We start from the raw sequence: 20,915 nt of genomic DNA, 5'->3' as shown, positions 1-20,915 counted from the left end.
GAACAACAGGTGGTACATACGCATCTTGATGGCGTGCTGTTTAGCCGGATGGTTTACCTGGGGGCGAATCTATTATCCGCCAACGTCAGAGTAGTGGATGGCTTGAACGTCTTTCCTGTGCCGGATGGCGATACGGGGACAAACATGAATTTGACTTTCTCTTCCGGTGTGGACGAGCTAAGGCGCAAGGAATCTCCCCGAATCGCGGACAGTGCTGCTGCTCTGGCCAAAGGGCTTTTGATGGGGGCGCGGGGAAACTCCGGTGTGATTTTGTCCCAGTTGTTCCGCGGTTTTAGCAAAGCAGTCAATGGAAAAGACGAGGTGAATGCCCGTCAGTTCGCCGATGCCTTGAAGTCCGGTGTGGACGCTGCTTACCAGGCAGTGATGAAGCCGGTGGAAGGCACGATTTTGACTGTAGCCCGCGAAGCGGCGGAGATGGCTGTGCGTGCAGCACGCACGTCGGATGACATTGTTTCTGTCATGGAAAAAACGTACGAGCAGGCGCAAGCTGCCCTCTTGCGCACGCCGGAAATGCTGCCTGTCCTAAAAGAGGTAGGCGTCGTCGATTCAGGCGGGCAAGGGCTTTTGTTTATTTACGAAGGCTTTCTGCGCGCCTTGCGCGGCGAGGAACATATCGGAAGCGAAGAACAGGCCAAGCAGCCCGTGAGTCCGGAAGAGCTGGACAAGCTGATTTCCGAGCAGCACAATGCGCAAGTCCACATGAAGACCGAGGACATCAAGTACGGCTACTGTACGGAATTCATGGTTCATGTGGCGCACAGCACGGAGCCGAACAAAAAGCCTTTTTCCGAGGTGCTGTTCCGCAGCCATCTGGATACGATGGGAGACTCGCTGTTGGTCGTTTCGGACGACGAGATCGTCAAAGTACATATACACGCAGAGCATCCGGGCAGCGTCTTGCAATACGCCCAGCAGTTCGGCAGTCTGCACCGGATCAAAATTGAAAACATGCGCGAGCAGCATGCGAACATTCTCAAGGCGGAAGAGGGCAAAAAGGAAGCACAGACAGCCTCGACAGCGGGCGAGCCGCTTCCGTACGGACTGATCGCAGTTGCGGCAGGTGAAGGCATCGCGAAAATTTTGCGCAGCATGGGTGTGCACGTCGTGGTCGAGGGCGGCCAGACGATGAACCCGAGCACGGAAGATTTCATGAAGGCGATTGCCGGGCTGCATGCGCAACATATCATCATCCTGCCAAACAACAGCAATATCGTCATGGCAGCGCAGCAGGCAGCCGAGCTGGCCGAGGTTCCGGTTTCGGTCGTGCCGACGAAGAGCATCCCGCAGGGGCTGGCCGCTTTGCTTGCATTCCAGGCGGATGCCGAGCCTGCTGCAAACGCTTCCCTGATGGAAAAAGCCATGACCCAGGTGAAGACGGGAATGGTGACGCATGCCGTTCGCGATACGCAGATGGGGGATGTCACGATCAAGGAAGGCGATTTTATCGGCATCGCCGAAAAAGAAATCGTCACGGCTGGACCGGAATTGCTGGAGTGCGCCAGGACGCTGCTTCTCAGCCTGGTGGACGAGGACACCGGGATTATCACGATGTTCCTTGGCGAAGGCGCGACAGAGGAGCAGGCGGAAGCGTTGCAGGAAGCTGTAGCGGACACATACCCGGATGCGGAAGTGGAGATTCAGTTTGGCGGACAGCCGCTGTATCCGTTCATTTTTTCCGTGGAGTAATGAGGAGAGGAGTGCGCGAGAATGCCAGTTGTGATTCTTACCGACAGCGCGTCTGATATTGATGCGTCTGTCAGGCAGTCGCTCGGGATTGTGGCTGTTCCGCTGAAGGTCATGTTTGGGGCGGAGACGTATCTGGACGGAGTGACGATCTCTTCCACCGAGTTTTTTGACAAGCTGAAGGAGTCACAAGCCTTGCCGACGACTTCCCAGCCGTCTCCGCTGGAGTTTGCCGAAGCGTACAAGGCGATCTGCGACCAGTACGGAAGCGATGTGCAGATTATTGCCATCCTGTTGTCCGGCGCTTTGTCCGGCACGTATCAATCGGCGATGATCGCCAAATCCATGCTCGATGACAAGATGGACATTACCGTGATCGACTCGCGCAAAGCTTCGTTTGTCCACGGGATGATTTGCGTGGAAGCGGCGAAGGCTGCGCAGGCCGGGAAGAGCAAGGAGCAGATTCTCGATGAGATCGACCGCTATCTGGATGAGGTGCAGGTTTACTTCATCGTCGACACGCTGGAATTTTTGCAAAAGGGCGGACGGATTGGCCGCGCTTCGGCTGTCATCGGCTCGCTGCTCAACATCAAGCCGATCCTGACGCTGGACCCGGCGGGATATGTGACTGCTTTTGACAAAGTAAGAGGGACGAAAAAAGCGCTCAACCGCGTCCTGGAAGCGTTGCAGGAGTACGCGCAGGGCCAGCCTGTCAAAGCCGCCATCCTCCACAGCTGCGCCCACGAGCAGGCGGCTGAGCTGTTGGAGCGGGTGAAAAACGAGTTTCAGGTGACGGAATCGCACCTGGTGCAGATCGGGCCCGTGATCGGTACGCATACAGGGCCAGGGCTGCTCGCTGTCTTGATGGTCAAGCAGTAGGCAGGAAAGTCCTCGTACACATAGCGAAAAGCCTCCCAAACGACGGGGGGCTTTTTACGCCGCCTTGTTTACTTATAGTAAACAACCCGACGATCATCAGCGCGGCGAACAGCACCCCGGCCAGGCCGCGATGCGCAGTGTAGCGAAGGATGATCCGGAAGGCTCGTCCTGACTGGTGCCGCGCTTGCTCACATACGCTGACATGCTCCCGGATGGCGCGCGGATAGAGGGCCGGAAAGTCGACAAACAATAGTAGAAGCAGGACAGCAATTCCCCCTGTTGGAACAGGTATGGCATGATTTGGAAGCGGTTTCAAAAGGGGGCGACCGCCGCAGCAGGGCAAAACAGGCGCTACACTTTCCCATGTGGCGCTTTTACAGCCCGTAGGATACAATGAGAGTGAATCTTGTTGAACCCCTTGTCATTCAGGAGGAGAACCGGTTGAAGTATAAAAGCGTATTTGACATCATCGGCCCGATCATGGTTGGACCATCCAGTTCCCATACGGCTGGCGCTGCCCGGATTGGCCGGGTGGCTCGCAAGCTGTTCGGACGTCAGCCAAAGCGGGCAGACATAACTTTTTACGGATCATTTGCGAAAACGTACCAGGGGCACGGTTCCGACGTGGCGACAGTTGCCGGGATTCTCGACTTCGAGACGTCTGACTTGCGCCTGAAAGATTCGCTTTCGATTGCAGAACAACTCGGCATGGAAGTGGTTTTGACCACTTCGGACGTTTTGACAGAGCATCCGAACACCGCGCGGATCAAGCTGTCCGACGATCAGCACCAGATTGAACTGGTCGGCGTGTCGATTGGCGGCGGCAAGATCGAGGTGCTGGAGTTAAACGGATTTTCCTTTCAGCTTGGCTTCGACACGCCGACGCTCCTCGTTTTGCATGAAGACCGTTTCGGGATGATCGCCGCCGTAGCCAAGGTGCTGACCGAGCACCGGATCAATGTCGGGTTCATGGAAGTGTCCCGACACGAGCGCGGCTCGCGGGCCTTGATGGCGATTGAGACGGACTCGACGGTATCCGCAGAAGTGCTGGAGGAAATTCGTCAGATTCCCCATATTTTTGACGTTTCCCTGCTCTCGCTCTAGCTCGCAGCCTGAGCCCAAAAGTGCGAAAAGCAGGATCAGAGGAGTGAATCAACCAGATGTTTCGTAACGTAGCTGAACTGGTAGAATTGGCCGAATCCCAGGGAAAAAAAATCTCCCAGGTGATGATTGAAGCGGAAATGGAAGTTTCCCAGCGGACGAGAGAGGCGATCATGCAAGACATGTACGCCAACCTCGATGTGATGGAAAAAGCCGTGCAGCGCGGACTTGCCGAAGACATCCGCTCCCATAGCGGGCTGACGGGCGGAGACGCCAAAAAGCTGCAGGACTATATGAAAAACAAGCCTTTCCTGTCCGGGCCGACGCTGCTCAACGCCGTTTCGATGTCCGTTGCGGTCAACGAAGTAAACGCGGCGATGGGGACAATCGTGGCGACGCCGACGGCAGGAGCCTGCGGGATTGTGCCGGGAACGCTGTTTGCTGTTTCGGACAAGCTGAAACCGACGCGCGAGCAGATGGTCAACTACCTGTTCACCGCAGGCGCGATTGGCTATTGCATTGCCAACAACGCGTTCATCTCCGGTGCTGCGGGCGGCTGTCAGGCAGAGGTTGGCTCGGCGACAGCGATGGCGGCAGCCGCGATTGTCGAGATGGCGGGCGGTACGCCGGAGGAATCGGCGCAGGCAGTCGCGATTGCGCTGAAAAATATGCTCGGTCTGGTCTGTGACCCCGTAGCCGGACTGGTGGAAGTGCCGTGTGTCAAACGGAACGCGATGGGAGCCGCGATTGCGACAGTCGCTGCCGACATGGCGATGGCGGGTATCAAGAGCGTGATCCCGACAGACGAAGTGATTGACGCGATGTACCGAATCGGCTGCTCCATGCCGACTGCCCTCAAGGAAACGGCGCAGGGCGGGCTGGCGGCTACCCAGACGGGCCGTATGATCGAAGCGAAAGTGTTCGGCGTACGGCTGGAGAAGTAAATGGCTTCTGTGTATCAAGCGCCCGTCTCCCTTTTGCACGGGGTAGGGGAGGAGCGGGCGAAGGCATTTGCGGGACTCGGGATTCACAGCATCGGTGATTTGCTGGAGTATTTTCCTTCCCGCTACGAAGACTACCGCGTGCGCGATTTGACAGAAGTAAAAGACGGAGAGAGGGTCACGCTGGCGGGCACGGTGTACGGCGAACCCTCTGTTCGTTTTTATGGGAAACGAAAATCGCGCCTGTCTGTCAAAATGGTCATGGATCGTGTGGTCGTGACGGCTGTCTGGTTCAACCAGACGTTTGTGAAAAGCAGACTTTCGCCCGGCAAGGAAATTCTCGTGACGGGAAAATGGGACAAGCACAAGCTGCAGATTACGGTCAGCGAGATGACCGAAGTGGATTCGGAGCGGGCTGCCAAACGGGGCGAGCTGGCCCCGATCTATCCGCTTGGCGGCGATGTGACGCATACGCTGCTGCGCAAGTCGATCCAGCAGGCGCTTGTGCAATACGGCAAGGACATTCCGGAGATTTTGCCGCCAGACATCGTCGAGCGCTACCGGCTGATGCCGCGCGTCCAGGCGTTTCATTCGATTCATTTTCCGCAAAATGCCGAGGATGGGCGGCTGGCGAGGCGGCGGATCATGTTCGAGGAACTTTTTTTATTCCAGTTGAAAATACAGATGCTGCGCCGCATTAACCGACAGCATTCAGAAGGGGTGGCCCTGGACATTCCGATGGACGAAGTGCGGCAGTTTGTCAAAGGGCTGCCGTTTCCGCTGACCGATGCGCAGAAGCGGGTCGTCAAGGAAATCCTGGACGACATGCGCGCCCCGCATGCGATGAATCGGCTGCTGCAAGGCGATGTCGGTTCAGGAAAAACGGTGGTGGCTGCGATTGCGCTTATGGCTGCCGTGAAGGCTGGCTATCAGGGAGCCTTGATGGTGCCGACGGAGATTCTCGCCGAGCAGCATGTGCAGTCGTTGACGAAGCTGTTGGCGGACTACGGCATCGAGGTCGCCTTGTTGTCCGGTTCCTTGACGACCAAGCGCAGGCGGGAAGTCATCGGCTCGCTGCAAATGGGGCTGATTGACGTCGTTGTCGGGACGCACGCGCTCATTCAGGAGGACGTGTTCTTTGCACGGCTCGGACTGGTGATTACGGACGAGCAGCACCGCTTCGGCGTCGAGCAGCGGCGCATTTTGCGCAGCAAGGGACTCACTCCCGACGTCCTGTTCATGACGGCGACGCCGATTCCCCGCACGTTGGCGATTACGGCGTTTGGCGATATGGATGTATCGACCATCGACCAGATGCCGGCAGGCCGCAAGCCGATTGAGACGACGTGGAAAAAGCACGACCAGTTCCCGGCTGTCCTGGAGCAGATGCGCGACGAGCTGCGCAAAGGGCGGCAGGCGTACGTCATTTGCCCGCTGATCGAAGAATCGGAAAAGCTTGACGTGCAAAATGCAATTGATGTCCACGCCCAGCTCTCCCACGTCTTCCCGGAGTTTGGCGTAGGGCTCATGCACGGCCGTTTGCCTGCGAAGGAAAAGGATGCGGTGATGCAAGCGTTTCTCGCCGGGGAGTACGCGGTTCTCGTCTCGACGACGGTGGTCGAGGTCGGCGTCAACGTGCCGAATGCTACCTACATGGTCATTTACGATGCCGAGCGGTTTGGACTTGCCCAGCTGCACCAGCTTCGCGGCCGGGTTGGGCGCGGCTCGGAGCAGTCGTACTGCGTCCTGATTGCCGATCCGAAGTCCGAGATCGGCAAAGAGCGGATGCGCGTCATGTGCGAGACGACGGATGGCTTCGAGCTGTCGCAGCGCGATTTGGAATTGCGCGGACCGGGTGACTTTTTCGGCACCAAACAGAGTGGCTTGCCCGAGTTCAAAGTCGCCGACCTGTTGGCCGACTACAAGGCGCTGGAGGTTGCCAGACAGGAGACGGCGCGGCTGGTGGCCGACGACTCCTTTTGGCGGGACCCGGCGTACCAGTGGCTGCGCGATTATTTGCAGCGCGAAGGCGTACTCGATGGCATCGTGTTCGATTAAGCATGCAAAAAAAAGACCTCTTGCCGCACCTGTGTGTGCGAAGGAGGTCCTTTCGTTTTGCTGAAAAACTCTCCCCAAAAAAACGTGACAAAATGACAGGGAAAAACGTATTTCCTTTTTGAGAGTGGAAAAAATTACTGGGGAGAGAGGCGAGTTTTGTGTTTTTGCGAAATCTTCGGGGAATGAGCATCGCGTTGGGCTGTTCATTGCTGGTCATGACGGGCTTCAGCGCCTCTGCAGCCTCTTGGGAAGAAAAACAAACAGGCGCAGGGCAGGCAGTGCTCGCGGCGTCCGCCCAGCCACTGCCAACTGGCGCGGGGACGAAAGCAGCGAGTGACTGGAAGCAGCCGGAGCGGCCTTTTGACTATGCGTCCATGAAAGAAGACGTGGTCATTCAATTGAACGAGGACCCGCGTCTGCAGTCGCCGCTGCGCACCGTGGTCGGACCTGCTCCGCAAGCGTACACGCTTTTTTTTCGCGAGGAGATGGACCGCGGCAGCGTGGAAGCGGCAATCCGCAAGCACGCGAAGGAGGAAGCGGCGAGAGCGGGCCTGGGCTTCATCGAGCCAGGCTTTGCGTTTCACTGGGCGAACAACCGTCAGCTGCAGGTGCTGGTGACGCTTCCGGAACAAAAGACGAGCGAGCGGGACTGGACCGAATACGTGCTTAGCGCGGCTGGAGCCAAATCGGCAAAAGGCTCGGTCATCGGCGATTCCAACGCTTTTCACGCAGTCGTGCTCCCGCCTTCGCAAATTTGGCGCATTTCCGTAGACGGCAAAGTGCGGGAGAAGTTGACCGACTTTTCCGTTATGACCGACATGGAGTTCCTCGACCGCGAGCAGCGGTATGTGCTGCAGAGCCGTTTTACGAAGTATTGCGAGTGCGATGCCCGTTTTCCGATGCTCTACTCGATTTACGATATGAAAACAAAGCAGCGGACTTCGTATCCCGTGGAGTTGACAGACAACTACCGCGGTGAGGGCGTATTTTTTGCTGATCGGCGCGGCTTCTTTTACGCCCAGCCGGAGAAAGGAACAACCGTTCCGAACAGCGACAGTGTCACCCGCGTCCAGGTGCAAGGATATGTGCACGGAGCAAGTTTTAGCCATGATCGGAAGCAATTGTTGATGGCGGTGGGACGGGCCGACCAGAAAAAAGACCTCGACCTGGTCGTGTATGACTTGGGAAAAGGAACAGAGAAGCGGCTTCCTGGAGCGGTCAAAGGCTGGATTCCGACCAGCGAGTTCAACGGGGAAGTGCTGCCTGTCTCCTTCCATGACGACGGCCGCTACGCCACGTTTGCCATGAGAAGCGAGGAAGCGGGCTTTGTGGAGATTCGCCAGCGCTACGACTGGAAGAGCGGCAAGGTCATCGACTGGAATCCCCCGGTTCCGGCTGATTCCTGGTCCGGGTACGTCCAGTCGACGGACGGGGAGTATCAAATGTACTGGAATGCGGGGCTGTTCAAGGGCAACGTGCAGTTGATGGACACGCGCGGACAAGGCCTCTGGCTGCCTGGCACGCACCGTTACCTGTTTTCCGAATGGGAAAAAGCTGCACAGGAAGCCGACTTGAAGCAGTCGCTGTACCTGTTTGACGCCGATACGAAGCAACAGTCTGTGCTCGTGTCGGGTCTTCCGGCGGGGCTTTCTCTCTTAGGGGCAAGCGTGGACGGAAAATGGCTGTACGTGATTACGGATCGTACGCTTGCGCCCTAGCTTGCAGCAATCGCGTGTACGCTCGCTGCCACGGCCAAGGGCGAAATTGCCTCTGATTTCGGCGGACAGGAATGGCAGTTTTCGCAAGCCTGCATAATCGGGCACGAAATGTCGGATGGCTTCGTCTGGCGTCTGCTATTCTGTGGGGGAAAGGGAGGTCGTTTTCATGGATTTGCTGGAAAAGCTGAATGAAGCTTTGGACTACATCGAGGAACATCTCGCTGGCGAGATCGACTTCAAGGAAGTCGCCCGGATCGCCTGTTGCTCCGAATATCACTTCAAAAGAATGTTCTCGTCTCTGGCGGGCATTCCCCTTTCGGAGTACATCCGACGTCGGCGCATTACGCTCGCCGCTTTTGACCTGAGGGACAGCGGGATGAAGGTGATCGACATCGCTGTCAAGTACGGGTACAGCTCGCCTGACTCGTTTGCCCGCGCCTTTTTCCAGATGCACGGGGTGACGCCGAGCGAAGCGAGAGCCAGCGGGCAGTCCTTGAAAGCCTATCCGCGAATGACCTTCCATCTATCCATCAAGGGAGGCAGTGCCATGAATTACCGTATGGTAGAAAAAGAAGCATTTCGCATCGTGGGCTTGCAGAAAAGGGTTCCGCTGATCTACAACGGGGTGAATCCCGAGATTGCCGCCATGTGGGCGTCATTGGATGCCGAGAAGATCCGGTTGCTCAAGTCTCTTTCCAATATGGAGCCGCGCGGGATGCTGAGCGCATCCACCAATTTTTCCGAAGGCCGTCTGGAAAACAGCGAGCTGGACCATTACATCGGGGTGGCAACTACTTTGGAATGCCCGGAAGGCCTGGCGAAGCTGGAGGTTCCGGCCTCTACCTGGGCGGTGTTTGAAGCAGTAGGACCTTTCCCGGACACGCTGCAGGACGTCTGGGGGCGCATCTACTCCGAGTGGTTTTTGTCTTCCGGCTACGAGCTGTCCGAAGGACCGGAAATACTCTGGAATGCAGACAAGGACACCACATCGCCAACGTTTCGCAGTGAAATCTGGATTCCGGTAGTAAAAAAATAACATATGGGATGGGATTCGCACACGCTCGGCCAAATACGTGCCAGCGTGTGCTTGTCTTTTTCGGAAGGAATTACCATGTATTTTTTTCGGGCGGACAGGTATAAAAACGAACATACGTTTGCTATAATAAGAACAAAGTTCAAATGAGAACACAAGTTCTTATTCAGAGGATGATGGTGATGCCCAAGGCGAACAAAAGAATCATTTTTTTGATCGATATGCAAAGTTTTTACGCCAGCGTCGAAAAAGCGGAGAACCCGGCGCTCAGGAATCAGCCGATTGTGGTCGCCGGAGATCCGCAGCGGCGCAGCGGAGTGGTGCTGGCCGCATGTCCGCTTGCGAAAGCATACGGAGTGGTGACAGCAGAAGCGCTGTGGCAGGCGCAGCAAAAATGCCGGCAACTCGTGGTGGTGCGCCCGCGCATGGAGCATTACCTCCAGGTGTCGCTGGATATTACGCGCATCTTCCAGTCGTTTACCGATCAGGTGGAGCCGTACTCGATTGACGAGCAGTTTCTCGACGTGACAGGCAGCATCCACCTGTTTGGCAACGATCCGTTGCAACTGGCTGCCGAGATTCGGCAGCGCGTCTGGCTGGAGACGGGGATCAACTGCCGGGTCGGAATCGGGGAGAACAAGGTACTGGCGAAAATGGCCTGTGACAATTTTGCCAAGAAGCAGGAAACAGGGGTATTTTGGCTCAAGCGGGAACAGCTTGCCGATACGCTGTGGCGACTGCCTATCGAAAAATTGTTCGGGGTAGGCTCCCGCATGAAGCGCCATTTTCATCGGATGGGCATCTATCAGATCGGCCAGCTGGCCGCGCTCAGGCCTGCCGTGCTCATCCGCCACTGGGGCGTGAATGGCGAGGTGCTGTGGCGCACAGCGCACGGGATGGACGACTCGCCTGTTTCCCTGAACGAATACGTGACACAAAAAGGCATCGGCCACCATATGACATTGCCGCGCGATTACCATACCGCAAAAGAAATCAAGGTCGTGCTGCTGGAGCTGTGCGAAGAAGTGTGTCGGCGGGCACGGCAAAAAGAACGGATGGGCCAGGTGCTCTCCGTCGGCTGTCGCGGCGCGAATCTGGCGCCGGAAGAAGGCTTTGGGCGGCAGATGAAGCTTGCGGAAGCGACGAATGATGCCATGGCGCTGTACGAAGCGGCTTGCTGTCTGTTTGACCGGCACTGGACAGGGGGACCTGTGCGCAGCATTGGCGTCACGTTAGGGCAGCTCGTTCCTGACAATGTCGTGCAGTTGAATTTGTTTACCGACACGCCCAAGCGGCGCTCGCTTGCCCAGGCGATGGACGATATTCGGGCGCGGTTTGGCCCGGATGCGATCCTGCGGGCGGCTTCGGCGCTGGAGTCCGGGCAGGCCAGGGAGCGGGCGCGCAAGATCGGAGGGCATTACAAGTGACGGAGCCGATTGCGCCAGGAGAAGCGAAGGAGCAGGAGCTGGTGCGCCAATATATTTTGTTTGGCATCCTGTTTCGCGCGGTTATGGTGGACGTGGAGCAGATGCGGCCTGTGCCGCTGAAGCTGTCTTATCTGGACGTACTGCTGGAGCTTTCGCGCTGGGCAGAGCGCCAGCACCATCAATTGCGCCGCCATTTGCGGCAGCTCGGCTGCACGATTGTCAGCGCCCGCCGCGAGGACTATGCGTACGTGGTTCATTACCGGCAGCGCGGGTACTTGCGGGAAGCGAGCTATATCATTGAGGTGCTGCGCGCCGAGTGCCAGGAGCTTGTCGGCGCATGGGTACGAGATCATCACCAAGGAGAGAAGCGAGCATGAGAGAGACACGCGTATCCAAAAAGGAAAATTTGTTTGCCACGAGCCGGTTTGTGTTGCCGGAGCATCGGGAAATGTATGTGCGCATGAAGGAAAAGGAGAGCCGCTACGTGCCGCCTGAGCTGGACCAGGAGCAGCTGGGAGCGCTGAGCGAGCTGGTATGGCAGGCGTTCCAGACAAAGAGCGTTTTGACGTTGACGTACTATGACGGACAGGCGCCGCGCCGCTTGTCGGCACAGGTCGTGCACATCGATCAGGCAGCGCGGCGATTGAAGCTGCGGGCAGGATCGGAGATGCACTGGCTTTCGTTTGCCCGCTTGCTGCATGCAGAGCTGGCAGCGCCTTTCTAAAACCAACCATTCATGCGCGACGGTCTGGCCGGGCACTCTGCAGGTAAAAGACAAAGGAGTGCATGAACGTTGCGCTGGGCAAGCAGGCGATCCGCTATCGAGGAAGCAAAAAAAGCTCTCGGAAAAAAAGCAAGCTGCAAAAAACAGCGTGCCGCGCTGAAACGGTGTGTGTGAAAAAGCGGCGCGATTCCTGAAACGAAAAGCGGTCAAAAACAACCGTTTTTCGTCTTTTTTTGACTGAAACACTTTTTGCCAGAACAGATTGTTTCCTTGTATTGTTAGAATATCTTATTTAAAGCAGATATATGATGGAGAGGAACAGTGGATTTTACATGCAAGCAAAAGAAATGGGTGTCATGTTCACCAAGCACGCCGAGCAAATCACTTCCAAATGCTGGGGAGATTTTCTTCAGCAGTTGGAGGAAAAAGGCTTGTACGTGCTGATTGAGACGGACACGATCGGACGGGTAATGAGTCCTTTGGGCGGATTGATGCCCATGCCCTGCAAGAGCGAAACGCTCCACATTGTGACAGCAGATGAGCTGGAACAGCGCGGTTTGCCGCTTGGTCACCACATCGTGACCAAGCCAAAAGCAAAAGACAAGACAACGACTGCGTAATCGCAGCGAATGGACGAAACCTTTTCTGCCCGGTGCATTTTCGGGTGGGAAAGGTTTTTTTGTGCTTGACGTTCGGGAACAAAAGAGGACAAACCCGTCTGACGCGAACGTCCAGGCGGGTTCATCCGGGAAGGCTTCAAAAAACAAACGGAGCGTTCTCATGCGCGGGCTGGTCGCCGCGTGAAGCAAGTGCCTCGTGCCTTTTGCCGAGAGCGAATCGCCGTTAGCCTACGTACGGCTTTGCTTGCCGTTCATGGAAGAAAACAGTCTGGTCATGCACAGCCAGGCGATCAGCGGCCCGGTACCGATGGCGAACACCAGCCAGTTCAGCGTGGACGAAGAGACGCTGATCGCAGTGACCAACAGAAACAGCGATATTCCCGCCAGCCTGCCGACATCGAGTGCAAACTCGCGCAGGACGACGTATTCCACCCGGTTGCGCGCACTTTGTTCATTCGTGCCGATCAAGTCAAAGACGCTCGAAATCATCGGCATCGAAAACAGCGGATAGGCAATCGAGACGGCAATTCCGAAAACAAGCAGCGTCACATAGCTCACTTGCCAGAAAAACAGGAGCAGGATGCCGGACATCACAATCGCGCCGATGAGCATGCCCCATTTGCGGTAGCGCGGAGCGTACCATTTGGCCGCGGCAAAGTAGCTGAACAGCCCGACCGCGGAGGTAATCAGCCAGAAGTTGCCGAGCGTCATCTCGCTTTTGGTGGCAATGTACACGAACAGCCCGATGAGAAAGCCAAATACTCCCTCGCGCATCCCTTGCGCGGCCAGAGCTGCAGACGCCCAGCGCCACTTTGGTTCCTCGCGCAGACAGCGAAAGGAAAAGCCCCAGGCGTACATCCCTTCCGATTGGCGCTTTTTCAGAAAAAAGCTGATGATGCCGCCGACGACAAACAAGGCAAGCGACAAGGCGAAGATCAGGCGGTAGCCACTGCTGTCAGGCAGCCGGGAAATGAGCCAGCCCGACAGCCAAGGAGCGAGCATGCCGCCGAGAGAAGCGAGCAAGCCTGCCCAGCCGTTGAAACGGTCGCGGTTGTCCGGTTCGGTAATCTCAAAGTAGACGACATTGAAGGCAAGCCAAAAAAAGCCGACCGCCATCCCTTGCACCAGTCCGAGCGGGACAGCGTACGAGATAGCCGCAGGCCCTGCCAGAAGAACGAGCATGTAAAAAAGGGCCGAGCCGGCCATCCCCGCGCGCAGGATGTTCATTTTATTGAACCGTTTGACGTAGGCGCCCGCGATCCAGAAGGTCAGGGCGCCAGCCAGATGAGTAGCGAATGTGAACCAGGCGATGGGCGCAAACTGACTTTTTACCTTCCATAAATAGACGTTCACGAACGTGCCGGAGAGCGAGCTGGCGGCGATGAACAGTCCGTTCACAAGCAGCAGGAGCCGGGCCTGGCTGTCCAGCTCCCCCGGTTTGTGCTGTTCATGTTCAAAAGAGGCAGTGCCCGCCGCTTTCACAAAGCCGTTGTTTTGCGGCTGGAAAAGGGAAGGAAGGCGGTTCTTCGTTCGTTGCTGCATACGATCACCCCGCTTCGTTAGTGGGCCATGAACATAACGTGCCCCACCTGGAAAGCTTTCAACAGGGCGCGAAGAAAGTACCAGATTTTTCCTTTTGGGAAACGGAAAGCCGAAGTTTTTTTCAGAATCGGAAGGAAAAAGGTCACTGGCAAACAAATAAGGAGAGGGGAAAGCGAAGGAGCGCAATTCACAAGGGGGAACCGATATGGCGACGACCATTTTCAAAAACGGGCACATCTACACGGGGGATTCGCGGCATTTGTTTGTGGAGGCCGTTGTCGTGCGGGACGGGCTGGTGCATGATCTGGGCAGCAGCGCGGACATGCTGCTGCAGTACGGGCGAAGTGACGCGCAGGTGATTGATTTGCAGGGCTGCACGGCGACACCGGGACTGATTGACAGCCACCTGCACCTTGGCTGGCTGGGGCTGACCTTTTTGCAGCTTGACTTGCGGACAGCGCGCTCCAAGGACGAGATGCTGGCCCTCATCAGGCAAAGAGCGGAGCAAACTGCCGAGAATGAATGGATACAAGGCTTTGGCTGGGATGAAAACCTGTTTGTCGACGGCGGCGGCATCCCGACCATCGAGGAGCTGGACGCGGCAGCGCCGCATTGCCCGATTTTTTTGCCGCGCATTTGCGGACATGCGAACCTGGTCAACTCCAAAGCGCTGGAGCTATGCGGCTACCACCCGGACATCGAGGTTCCGGCTGGAGGCGTGATCGTGCGCGATGCGGCCACAGGCAAACCGACAGGCATACTCTTGGAGACGGCCTCCAACCTGATTACGAAGCACCTCCCGAAGCCTGGCTACGAGACGCTGAAAAACAGCTTGCGCAGCTCGATTCGCTACGCGCTGGAGCACGGCCTGACAGGCGCGCATACCGAAGACTTGCGCGAGCTGAACGGGCTTGGGCAGACGTACCGGCTGTACGATGAGCTGGTCAACGGGGAGGGGCTTGGGCTGCGCTGCCATTTGCTGGTCTACTACCCGCACATGCACGAGCTGCGCGATTTAAATATGACGGCGGGCTACGGCAACAGCCACGTGCAGGTTGGGGCCGTGAAAATTTTTGCAGACGGGGCTTTGGGCCGCAGAACCGCTTACTTGTCCGCGCCGTATGCGGACGATCCGACGACGAGCGGTTATCCGGTGCACGAGCAGGAGGAGCTGACCGGGCTGGTACGGCAAGCACGCGAGCTGGGCATGCCGATTGCCGTACATACGATTGGCGACAAGGCGCTGGAAATGGTGCTCGACAGCCTTGACCAGTTCCCGGCTGTAGCCTATCGCGACCGACTGATTCACACGCAAATTTTGCGCCCGGATTTGCTTGAGCGGCTGAACCATCCAAACCGGATTGCCGACATCCAGCCGCGTTTTCTCGCCGCCGACTTCCCGTGGGTGATCGACCGGGTGGGCGAAGAACGCATCCAGCATTCGTACATTTGGAAAACGATGCTGAAAAAAGGGATTGTATGCGCGGCAGGCTCAGATACGCCAGTCGAGCCGATTGATCCGCTGCTTGGCATCCATGCCGCCGTGACGCGCAAGGCACCGGGCGAGACGCATGACGGCTATCTCCCGCAGGAAAAGCTGACGATGGAGGAAGCGCTCCATCTGTTTACGCTGGGCGGAGCGCAAGTCACGAATGAGGAGCACGTAAAAGGAACGCTGTCGCGCGGCAAATACGCGGACATGACGGTTTACTCCCGCGATTTGTTTGCCATTGACCCGGATGAGCTGCTGGATACAAAGGTCGTGATGACCGTCATCGGCGGCAAGGTCGTTTACAGCAGATAGAAAATACAGGTCGTGTCAACGAGACACGAAGAAAACCGGCTTTCGCATTGAGCGGAGCCGGTTTTTTGGATAAAGCCATTTTTGCCGGGAGCGCGAAGCTGCTGTGTCAAGCCGATACCCCTGTCTGCCGCTTGCCCCGCAGCCATTTGCTTACATCAAGTTCCGCGATCAGCACGCTCAACAGGACGAGTGCCGCACCGATATACCCGCGAACCGTCAGCGTCTCGCCCGCGAACAAAAACGCAAACAGGGCGGCGAATACAGGTTCCAGCGAAAAAATCAGCCCGGTATGCGTCGGCGTCGTATATTTTTGCGCGACAGTCTGGACGACGAAGCCGATCGCGCTGCACAGGACGCTGAGCGCGAGTACGGCGACCCAGCCTTCTGTGGAATGCGGCAGCGCAGGCGACTCGAACAAACAGGAAAACAAAAGGCCGAGCAAGGCAGTAAAACCGAGCTGGTAAATGCCAAGCTGGATCGTGTCGGAAAACGCAGCCCATCTGCCCGTGATCGTAATGTGCGTAGCGTAACAGAGCGCTCCGGCGATGCACAGTACATCCCCCTGGCTGATATGCAGCTCGGAGTTGAGCGTCAACAGGCCGATCCCGACCATCGCCAGCCCGGCACCGACGAACACGCGCTTTTCCGGCCGATTGCGCAGCAGGATGGACAGCAGCGGGACGAAGATGACCGTCAGGCTGACCAAAAATCCGGCTTGCGAAGCGGTGGTCGATTTGACGCCGTTTGTCACCGTGACAAACACACCGAACAAAATCGTGCCGAGCACAAAGGCGTGACCGAGTGTTTTGCGGCTGGTGCCGCGCAGCCGCCTGCGAAAAATAGCGGCCGCCAGAAAAAAGGCAATGCCAAAGCGGATGGCGATCAGGTTGAAGGTCTCCAAATCCTTCAGCCCCATTTGCATAAACAAATAAGACGAGCCCCAAAAAAGAGTAACGAGCAGCATCGCCAAATCAGCTTTCACTTGCGGTTTCATGTCCAGCCTCCTTGCTCATATGACACAGACGAACGATGAACGTATCGTATTGCGTAATACTCAGTATACGGGTATTGTTTGGATAAGAAAAATGAATGTTTATCATATTTTTTATGAAAGGAATTAATGAAAAGGAGGCGGAGCGGGTGAGTCTTACCAAGTACGAGGTGTTTGTCACCGTCATCGAATCGGGGAGTCTGACCAAAGCAGGGGAAATTCTCGGCTTGACGCAATCCGCGATCAGCCACGCCCTCGCCAGTCTGGAGCGGGAGTTCGGCTTCTCGATTCTGACGCGCGGGCGCTCGGGAATCAGCCTGACGAGCAACGGCGAGCGGCTGCTTCCGTACATGCGGGAAATGCTGCGGGTGCAGGAGCGAATGCAGCAGGAGGTGTACGCGATCAATGGCCTGGAGGTGGGGACGGTGCGGATCGGGACGTTCACCAGCGTGTCCACCCAATGGCTGCCGGGTATTCTCAAACGGTTTCAGGACCTGTATCCCGCAATCGAAGTCAAGCTGCTCGAAGGCTACTACGACGGAATCGAGAGCTGGATTCAGGCGGGCGAGGTAGACATGGGTTTCGTCTCGCTGCCGACGACAGAAGACCTGGAGACGATTCCGCTGAAAAAGGATCCATTGTACTTGCTCGTCACAGACGATCACCCGCTCTCTCAGGAAGAGCGGGTGCATGTGAGCCGTCTGGCCGAGGAAACGTTCATCATGCCAAAGGAAGGCTGCGACAACGACATTCAGCGCCTGCTCGCGCAGTATCAGTTGCAGCCGCGCGTCAAGTATGAGGTAGGGGACGACCACGCGATTATCGCCATGGTGCAAAATGGCTTGGGCATCAGCATCTTGCCGGAAATGATTCTGTTCCGCCTGCCGCCCAATATCCGCATGATCCCGCTTGCGGGCGAGCATTACCGTTCGCTTGGCGTAGCGGCGACGTCGTTTAGCAAGCAGTCTCCTGCCGCCAAGCGCTTTTTGCAGGTAGTGACCGAGTGGGTGCGCGAGCATGGATAGGCGGTTAGATCAGGACGGCAAATTCCGCGCGGTTGGGGCAGATGCGGGTGTTTTTCGCCAAAACGGCAGGTACAAAAGCGAAAAGATCGCGACAGCAACCCCTTCCAGTGAGAGGATGTACCACGGGTACGGCCCCAAAAAGTCGATAAGGCTCGGGTTTTCCGGCTTGCGCGAGACAAAAAGATAGTTGCCGCCTGTCCAGGCGTTGACGGCGAACGCGACGACCAGAAGCACATTGAGAAAGCCCATCGTTTTCAGCACCGAGCGAAAAGTCGGGCGAAACCCTTCCACCCACGTCATGTACAGGCAGGCGAGAATAATCCCGGCATGGGCGACAAAAAAATGCACAAAACGAAAGTGTGGGAACGGATAAAACAGCTCGGGTGTAAGCAGTGCCTGGGCTGCGCCGCCGATCCCGGCAAAAAAAGTGATCTCGTACAGGAGGTAGCTTCTGGCGAGCAGCATGATGGCAGACAACAGGAGCGTGACACTGCACAGCTGCAAAGGCAGCGCATAGGCAGCCGACCAGCTATCCGTCAGCACATGCCAGAGCTGAAACGCTACCTCGGACAAGAGCAGCACGCCAGCCAGAGCAAAACGAAAGACGCGCTTGGCCGCAGATGCTTGCAACTGGCGGCGAAAGAGGTACAAAAGCGTCAGCAGGCCAAAGGTAACGGCGAGCGCCAGCAAATGCGGGAGTGAGAAAAGCTGAAACGGCGGCCCGGAAATGGTCAACGAAAAAGAAGGCGAGTTCATCTGGTCCTCCCTAAGCAATGATGGAACGGGCAAGCTGCGGGAGCCTGCAAAAAAGGCTTTCCCAAGCAGTTATGTACTGTACTATTGAGAGAATTCACGAAATTTTAACACACGCTTGCTTTTCGAAAATCCATCCATGGTTATAATATAAATAGACTCACGTACATCATTGAGAGGAGATATAGTCTTGAACTTGGTACTCACAGAAAAACTATGCAAATCTTGCCAGGCTCGCTTGACTGATTACGAGATCGAAAACAATGGTGCCCTTTGCATGGATTGCTACAAGGAAGAACAAAGCGAGCAAAAGTAGCAGCACGACGCAAGTCAGCATGTTGCCACACAACGATAGATAAAAGTCAGAAACAACGGCCCTCTCCAAGCGAGAGGGCTGTTGTTTTTCCATAATAGATGAGAAATCTTCGCCCAACCCAAGCGGAAGCTTCTATTTTTCTGGCAACGGAATGATAAGCTCCATCCGGCGGCTGCCGTCCTTCGCGCTCGCTTCAAACAGGATCAGCATGAGCGTGCTGTTCGGTTCGGCTTTTTTCACCTTCACGGTTTGCGTAAAGTCGCCCCATTCCGGAGCACCGGCAGAGGTTTGGAAAAAGCCCTGGGCCAGCTCGTTGTGTCCGTCTTCCACGACGTAGTTGACGACGGCTTCGAACACTTGCGCCTGCCCTTTTACTTCAAATGCATCCTCTCCTGTTTTTTTCACGGTGACATTGCGAAAAATATCATTGGCATAGACGGTTTCTTTCGTTTCGGATTGCTCGGCAGGCTGCTGTTCTGCCGGAGTCTGCGACGGGGCAGGGGCCGGTGTTTCCGATTGTGCGGGCGTTTCCGGCTGCGTAACAGGCGGATTTTCCTGCGCAGGCGGAGCGTTTGTGCAGCCTTGCAACAAACCGACTGTCATTAAGACAAAAAGAAGCTTTTTCATCGTATCCCTCGATTCTGTCCAGATAGTGGGTGGAGCTGTTCACAAGATAAGACGTAAAAAAGCCAAATCGTGTTACAAACTACTGGTCATACCACTCCAAATTTGTGCTAAAATGGGGTGGAAGCAGTAATCATTATTCCTAGAAAGCTGGTCTGATAAGAATGGTACAACAAACATTTCGTACGGAAAAAGACTTTCTCGGTGAAAAGGAAATTCCCGCAGATGCCTACTATGGCGTGCAAACGATGCGGGCGACAGAAAACTTCCCGATTACCGGGTATCGTCTCCATTCATCCCTGATTATCGCAATGGCCATGGTCAAAAAAGCGGCGGCCCTTGCGAATATGGAAGTTTCCCGCTTGAATCCGCGACTCGGCAATGCGATTGTGACAGCCGCGCAGGAGATCATTGACGGGAAATGGCACGATCAATTCATCGTGGACCCGATTCAGGGCGGTGCGGGAACATCCATTAACATGAATGCAAACGAAGTGATCGCCAACCGCGGTCTGGAGCTTCTTGGCGAGAAAAAAGGAGACTACTTCCACCTCAGTCCAAATACACACGTCAACATGTCGCAATCGACCAATGACGCTTTCCCGACGGCCATCCACATCGCGACACTCGATTTGCTGGAAAAGCTGCTCGTCACCATGGAGACAATGCGTGACGCTTTTGGCCAAAAAGCAAAAGAGTTCGATGACGTCATCAAGATGGGCCGCACGCATTTGCAGGATGCTGTTCCGATCCGTCTCGGACAGGAGTTTGAAGCATATCGCCGTGTGCTGGAGCGCGATATTAAGCGGATCAAGCAATCCCGCCAGCACCTGTACGAAGTGAACATGGGCGCGACTGCTGTCGGGACAGGCCTGAATGCCGACCCGCGCTACATTACGACCGTGGTCAAGCATCTGGCGGAAATCAGCGGCTTCCCGCTCGTCGGGGCGGAGCACCTCGTAGACGCGACGCAAAACACCGACGCTTACACAGAAGTGTCCGCAGCGCTGAAAGTATGCATGATGAACATGTCCAAAATCGCCAACGACCTGCGCCTGATGTCGTCTGGTCCGCGTGCGGGTCTGGGCGAGATTTCGCTGCCTGCGCGCCAGCCAGGGTCTTCGATCATGCCGGGCAAAGTCAATCCGGTCATGGCAGAGGTCATCAACCAGGTGGCGTTCCAGGTCATCGGAAACGACCACACCATTTGCCTCGCTTCGGAAGCAGGCCAACTGGAGCTGAACGTAATGGAGCCGGTACTCGTCTTCAACCTGCTGCAGTCGATCAGCATCATGGACAACGCGTTCCGCGCCTTTACGCGCTACTGCCTGGAAGGTATCGAGGCAAACCGCGAGCGGATGAAGGAATATGTAGAAAAAAGCGTAGGCGTTATCACAGCCGTCAACCCGCATCTCGGCTATGAAACAGCAGCCCGCATCGCGCGCGAAGCGATTTTGACTGGAAAATCCGTGCGCGAGCTGTGCTTGCAGTACAACGTCCTGACGGAAGAAGAGCTGGACCTGATTCTCGATCCGTTCGAGATGACGCATCCGGGTATCGCTGGCGCTTCCCTGTTGGATCGCGATTAATCGTAGAATAGAATGGGCAAAAACTCCCGCCCTCGTCTGGAAACGGACGAGGCAGCGGGAGTTTTT

At 56.3% G+C, this 20,915-nt stretch carries 19 protein-coding genes; 15 read left to right on the top strand and 4 right to left on the bottom strand.

Annotated elements, in window-relative coordinates; all coding sequences use genetic code 11:
* The first annotated feature begins 9 nt into the window (after positions 1–9).
* The 12 genes from AAFJ72_RS13495 (at position 10) to AAFJ72_RS13440 (ending at position 12,205) form a co-directional block, all read left to right on the top strand.
* Complete coding sequence (locus AAFJ72_RS13495) at positions 10–1,707, top strand: DAK2 domain-containing protein (RefSeq protein ID WP_432774323.1); 1,698 nt, start codon at positions 10–12, stop codon at positions 1,705–1,707.
* A gap of 21 nt (positions 1,708–1,728) precedes the next feature.
* Positions 1,729–2,583: a DegV family protein gene (locus tag AAFJ72_RS13490; RefSeq protein ID WP_122905797.1), complete on the top strand. Its 855-nt coding sequence runs from the start codon at positions 1,729–1,731 to the stop codon at positions 2,581–2,583.
* 441 nt (positions 2,584–3,024) lie between these two features.
* Positions 3,025–3,687, top strand: coding sequence for an L-serine ammonia-lyase, iron-sulfur-dependent subunit beta (gene sdaAB / locus AAFJ72_RS13485; RefSeq protein WP_432774322.1), 663 nt, complete (start codon positions 3,025–3,027; stop codon positions 3,685–3,687).
* A gap of 56 nt (positions 3,688–3,743) precedes the next feature.
* Positions 3,744–4,628, top strand: a complete 885-nt coding sequence (gene sdaAA, locus AAFJ72_RS13480) for an L-serine ammonia-lyase, iron-sulfur-dependent, subunit alpha (RefSeq protein WP_122905794.1) — start codon at positions 3,744–3,746, stop codon at positions 4,626–4,628.
* Positions 4,629–6,683 carry an ATP-dependent DNA helicase RecG gene (recG, locus tag AAFJ72_RS13475; protein ID WP_432774321.1) on the top strand — a complete coding sequence of 685 codons (2,055 nt, stop codon included), beginning with the start codon at positions 4,629–4,631 and terminating at the stop codon, positions 6,681–6,683. It abuts the gene before it with no gap.
* A 158-nt stretch (positions 6,684–6,841) separates the two neighbouring features.
* Positions 6,842–8,401: a hypothetical protein gene (locus AAFJ72_RS13470; RefSeq protein WP_432774320.1), complete on the top strand. Its 1,560-nt coding sequence runs from the start codon at positions 6,842–6,844 to the stop codon at positions 8,399–8,401.
* A 166-nt stretch (positions 8,402–8,567) separates the two neighbouring features.
* Positions 8,568–9,437 (top strand): AraC family transcriptional regulator, encoded by an 870-nt coding sequence (locus AAFJ72_RS13465; protein WP_432774319.1) that lies wholly within the window; start codon positions 8,568–8,570, stop codon positions 9,435–9,437.
* 179 nt (positions 9,438–9,616) lie between these two features.
* The gene (locus AAFJ72_RS13460; protein ID WP_432774318.1) at positions 9,617–10,861 is read left to right on the top strand and encodes a DNA polymerase IV; all 1,245 of its coding nucleotides are present in this window, start codon (positions 9,617–9,619) and stop codon (positions 10,859–10,861) included.
* The gene (locus AAFJ72_RS13455) at positions 10,858–11,238 is read left to right on the top strand and encodes a hypothetical protein (protein WP_432774317.1); all 381 of its coding nucleotides are present in this window, start codon (positions 10,858–10,860) and stop codon (positions 11,236–11,238) included. The genes AAFJ72_RS13460 and AAFJ72_RS13455 overlap by 4 nt, the downstream gene beginning before the upstream one ends.
* Complete coding sequence (locus AAFJ72_RS13450) at positions 11,235–11,585, top strand: YolD-like family protein (RefSeq protein WP_432774316.1); 351 nt, start codon at positions 11,235–11,237, stop codon at positions 11,583–11,585. Before AAFJ72_RS13455 ends, AAFJ72_RS13450 begins: the two co-directional genes overlap by 4 nt.
* 62 nt (positions 11,586–11,647) lie before the next feature.
* A complete protein-coding gene (locus AAFJ72_RS13445) occupies positions 11,648–11,779 on the top strand; it encodes a hypothetical protein (RefSeq protein WP_432774315.1) in 132 nt (43 codons plus the stop codon).
* Positions 11,780–11,917: 138 nt separating this feature from the next.
* On the top strand, positions 11,918–12,205 hold the full coding sequence (locus tag AAFJ72_RS13440; protein WP_432774314.1) for a hypothetical protein: 288 nt from the start codon (positions 11,918–11,920) through the stop codon (positions 12,203–12,205).
* A 228-nt stretch (positions 12,206–12,433) separates the two neighbouring features.
* On the opposite strand, the gene AAFJ72_RS13435 is transcribed toward AAFJ72_RS13440, so the two are convergent.
* A complete protein-coding gene (locus AAFJ72_RS13435) occupies positions 12,434–13,747 on the bottom strand; it encodes an MFS transporter (protein ID WP_432774313.1) in 1,314 nt (437 codons plus the stop codon).
* Between the two features lie 205 nt (positions 13,748–13,952).
* Here AAFJ72_RS13435 and AAFJ72_RS13430 point away from each other — a divergent pair, with 205 nt between their 5' ends.
* Positions 13,953–15,551: an amidohydrolase gene (locus tag AAFJ72_RS13430; protein WP_432774312.1), complete on the top strand. Its 1,599-nt coding sequence runs from the start codon at positions 13,953–13,955 to the stop codon at positions 15,549–15,551.
* A gap of 106 nt (positions 15,552–15,657) precedes the next feature.
* Here AAFJ72_RS13430 and AAFJ72_RS13425 read toward each other — a convergent pair whose 3' ends face one another.
* The gene (locus AAFJ72_RS13425; RefSeq protein ID WP_432774311.1) at positions 15,658–16,545 is read right to left on the bottom strand and encodes a DMT family transporter; all 888 of its coding nucleotides are present in this window, start codon (positions 16,543–16,545) and stop codon (positions 15,658–15,660) included.
* Positions 16,546–16,691: 146 nt separating this feature from the next.
* Here AAFJ72_RS13425 and AAFJ72_RS13420 point away from each other — a divergent pair, with 146 nt between their 5' ends.
* Positions 16,692–17,567 carry a LysR family transcriptional regulator gene (locus AAFJ72_RS13420; protein WP_432774310.1) on the top strand — a complete coding sequence of 292 codons (876 nt, stop codon included), beginning with the start codon at positions 16,692–16,694 and terminating at the stop codon, positions 17,565–17,567.
* Positions 17,568–17,576: 9 nt separating this feature from the next.
* On the opposite strand, the gene AAFJ72_RS13415 is transcribed toward AAFJ72_RS13420, so the two are convergent.
* Positions 17,577–18,323 carry a YwaF family protein gene (locus tag AAFJ72_RS13415; RefSeq protein ID WP_432774309.1) on the bottom strand — a complete coding sequence of 249 codons (747 nt, stop codon included), beginning with the start codon at positions 18,321–18,323 and terminating at the stop codon, positions 17,577–17,579.
* 445 nt (positions 18,324–18,768) lie between these two features.
* Positions 18,769–19,263 (bottom strand): Gmad2 immunoglobulin-like domain-containing protein, encoded by a 495-nt coding sequence (locus tag AAFJ72_RS13410; protein ID WP_432774308.1) that lies wholly within the window; start codon positions 19,261–19,263, stop codon positions 18,769–18,771.
* 161 nt (positions 19,264–19,424) lie between these two features.
* Between AAFJ72_RS13410 and aspA the strand changes: the two genes are divergently transcribed.
* A complete protein-coding gene (gene aspA, locus AAFJ72_RS13405) occupies positions 19,425–20,849 on the top strand; it encodes an aspartate ammonia-lyase (protein ID WP_432774307.1) in 1,425 nt (474 codons plus the stop codon).
* Positions 20,850–20,915 lie beyond the last annotated feature (66 nt).

The organism is Brevibacillus gelatini, assembly GCF_050920745.1.
In the GTDB taxonomy this organism is placed as follows: domain Bacteria; phylum Bacillota; class Bacilli; order Brevibacillales; family Brevibacillaceae; genus Brevibacillus; species Brevibacillus gelatini.
Note: the sequence above shows the minus strand (reverse complement) of the source record. Positions and strands in the feature narration are given on the sequence as shown.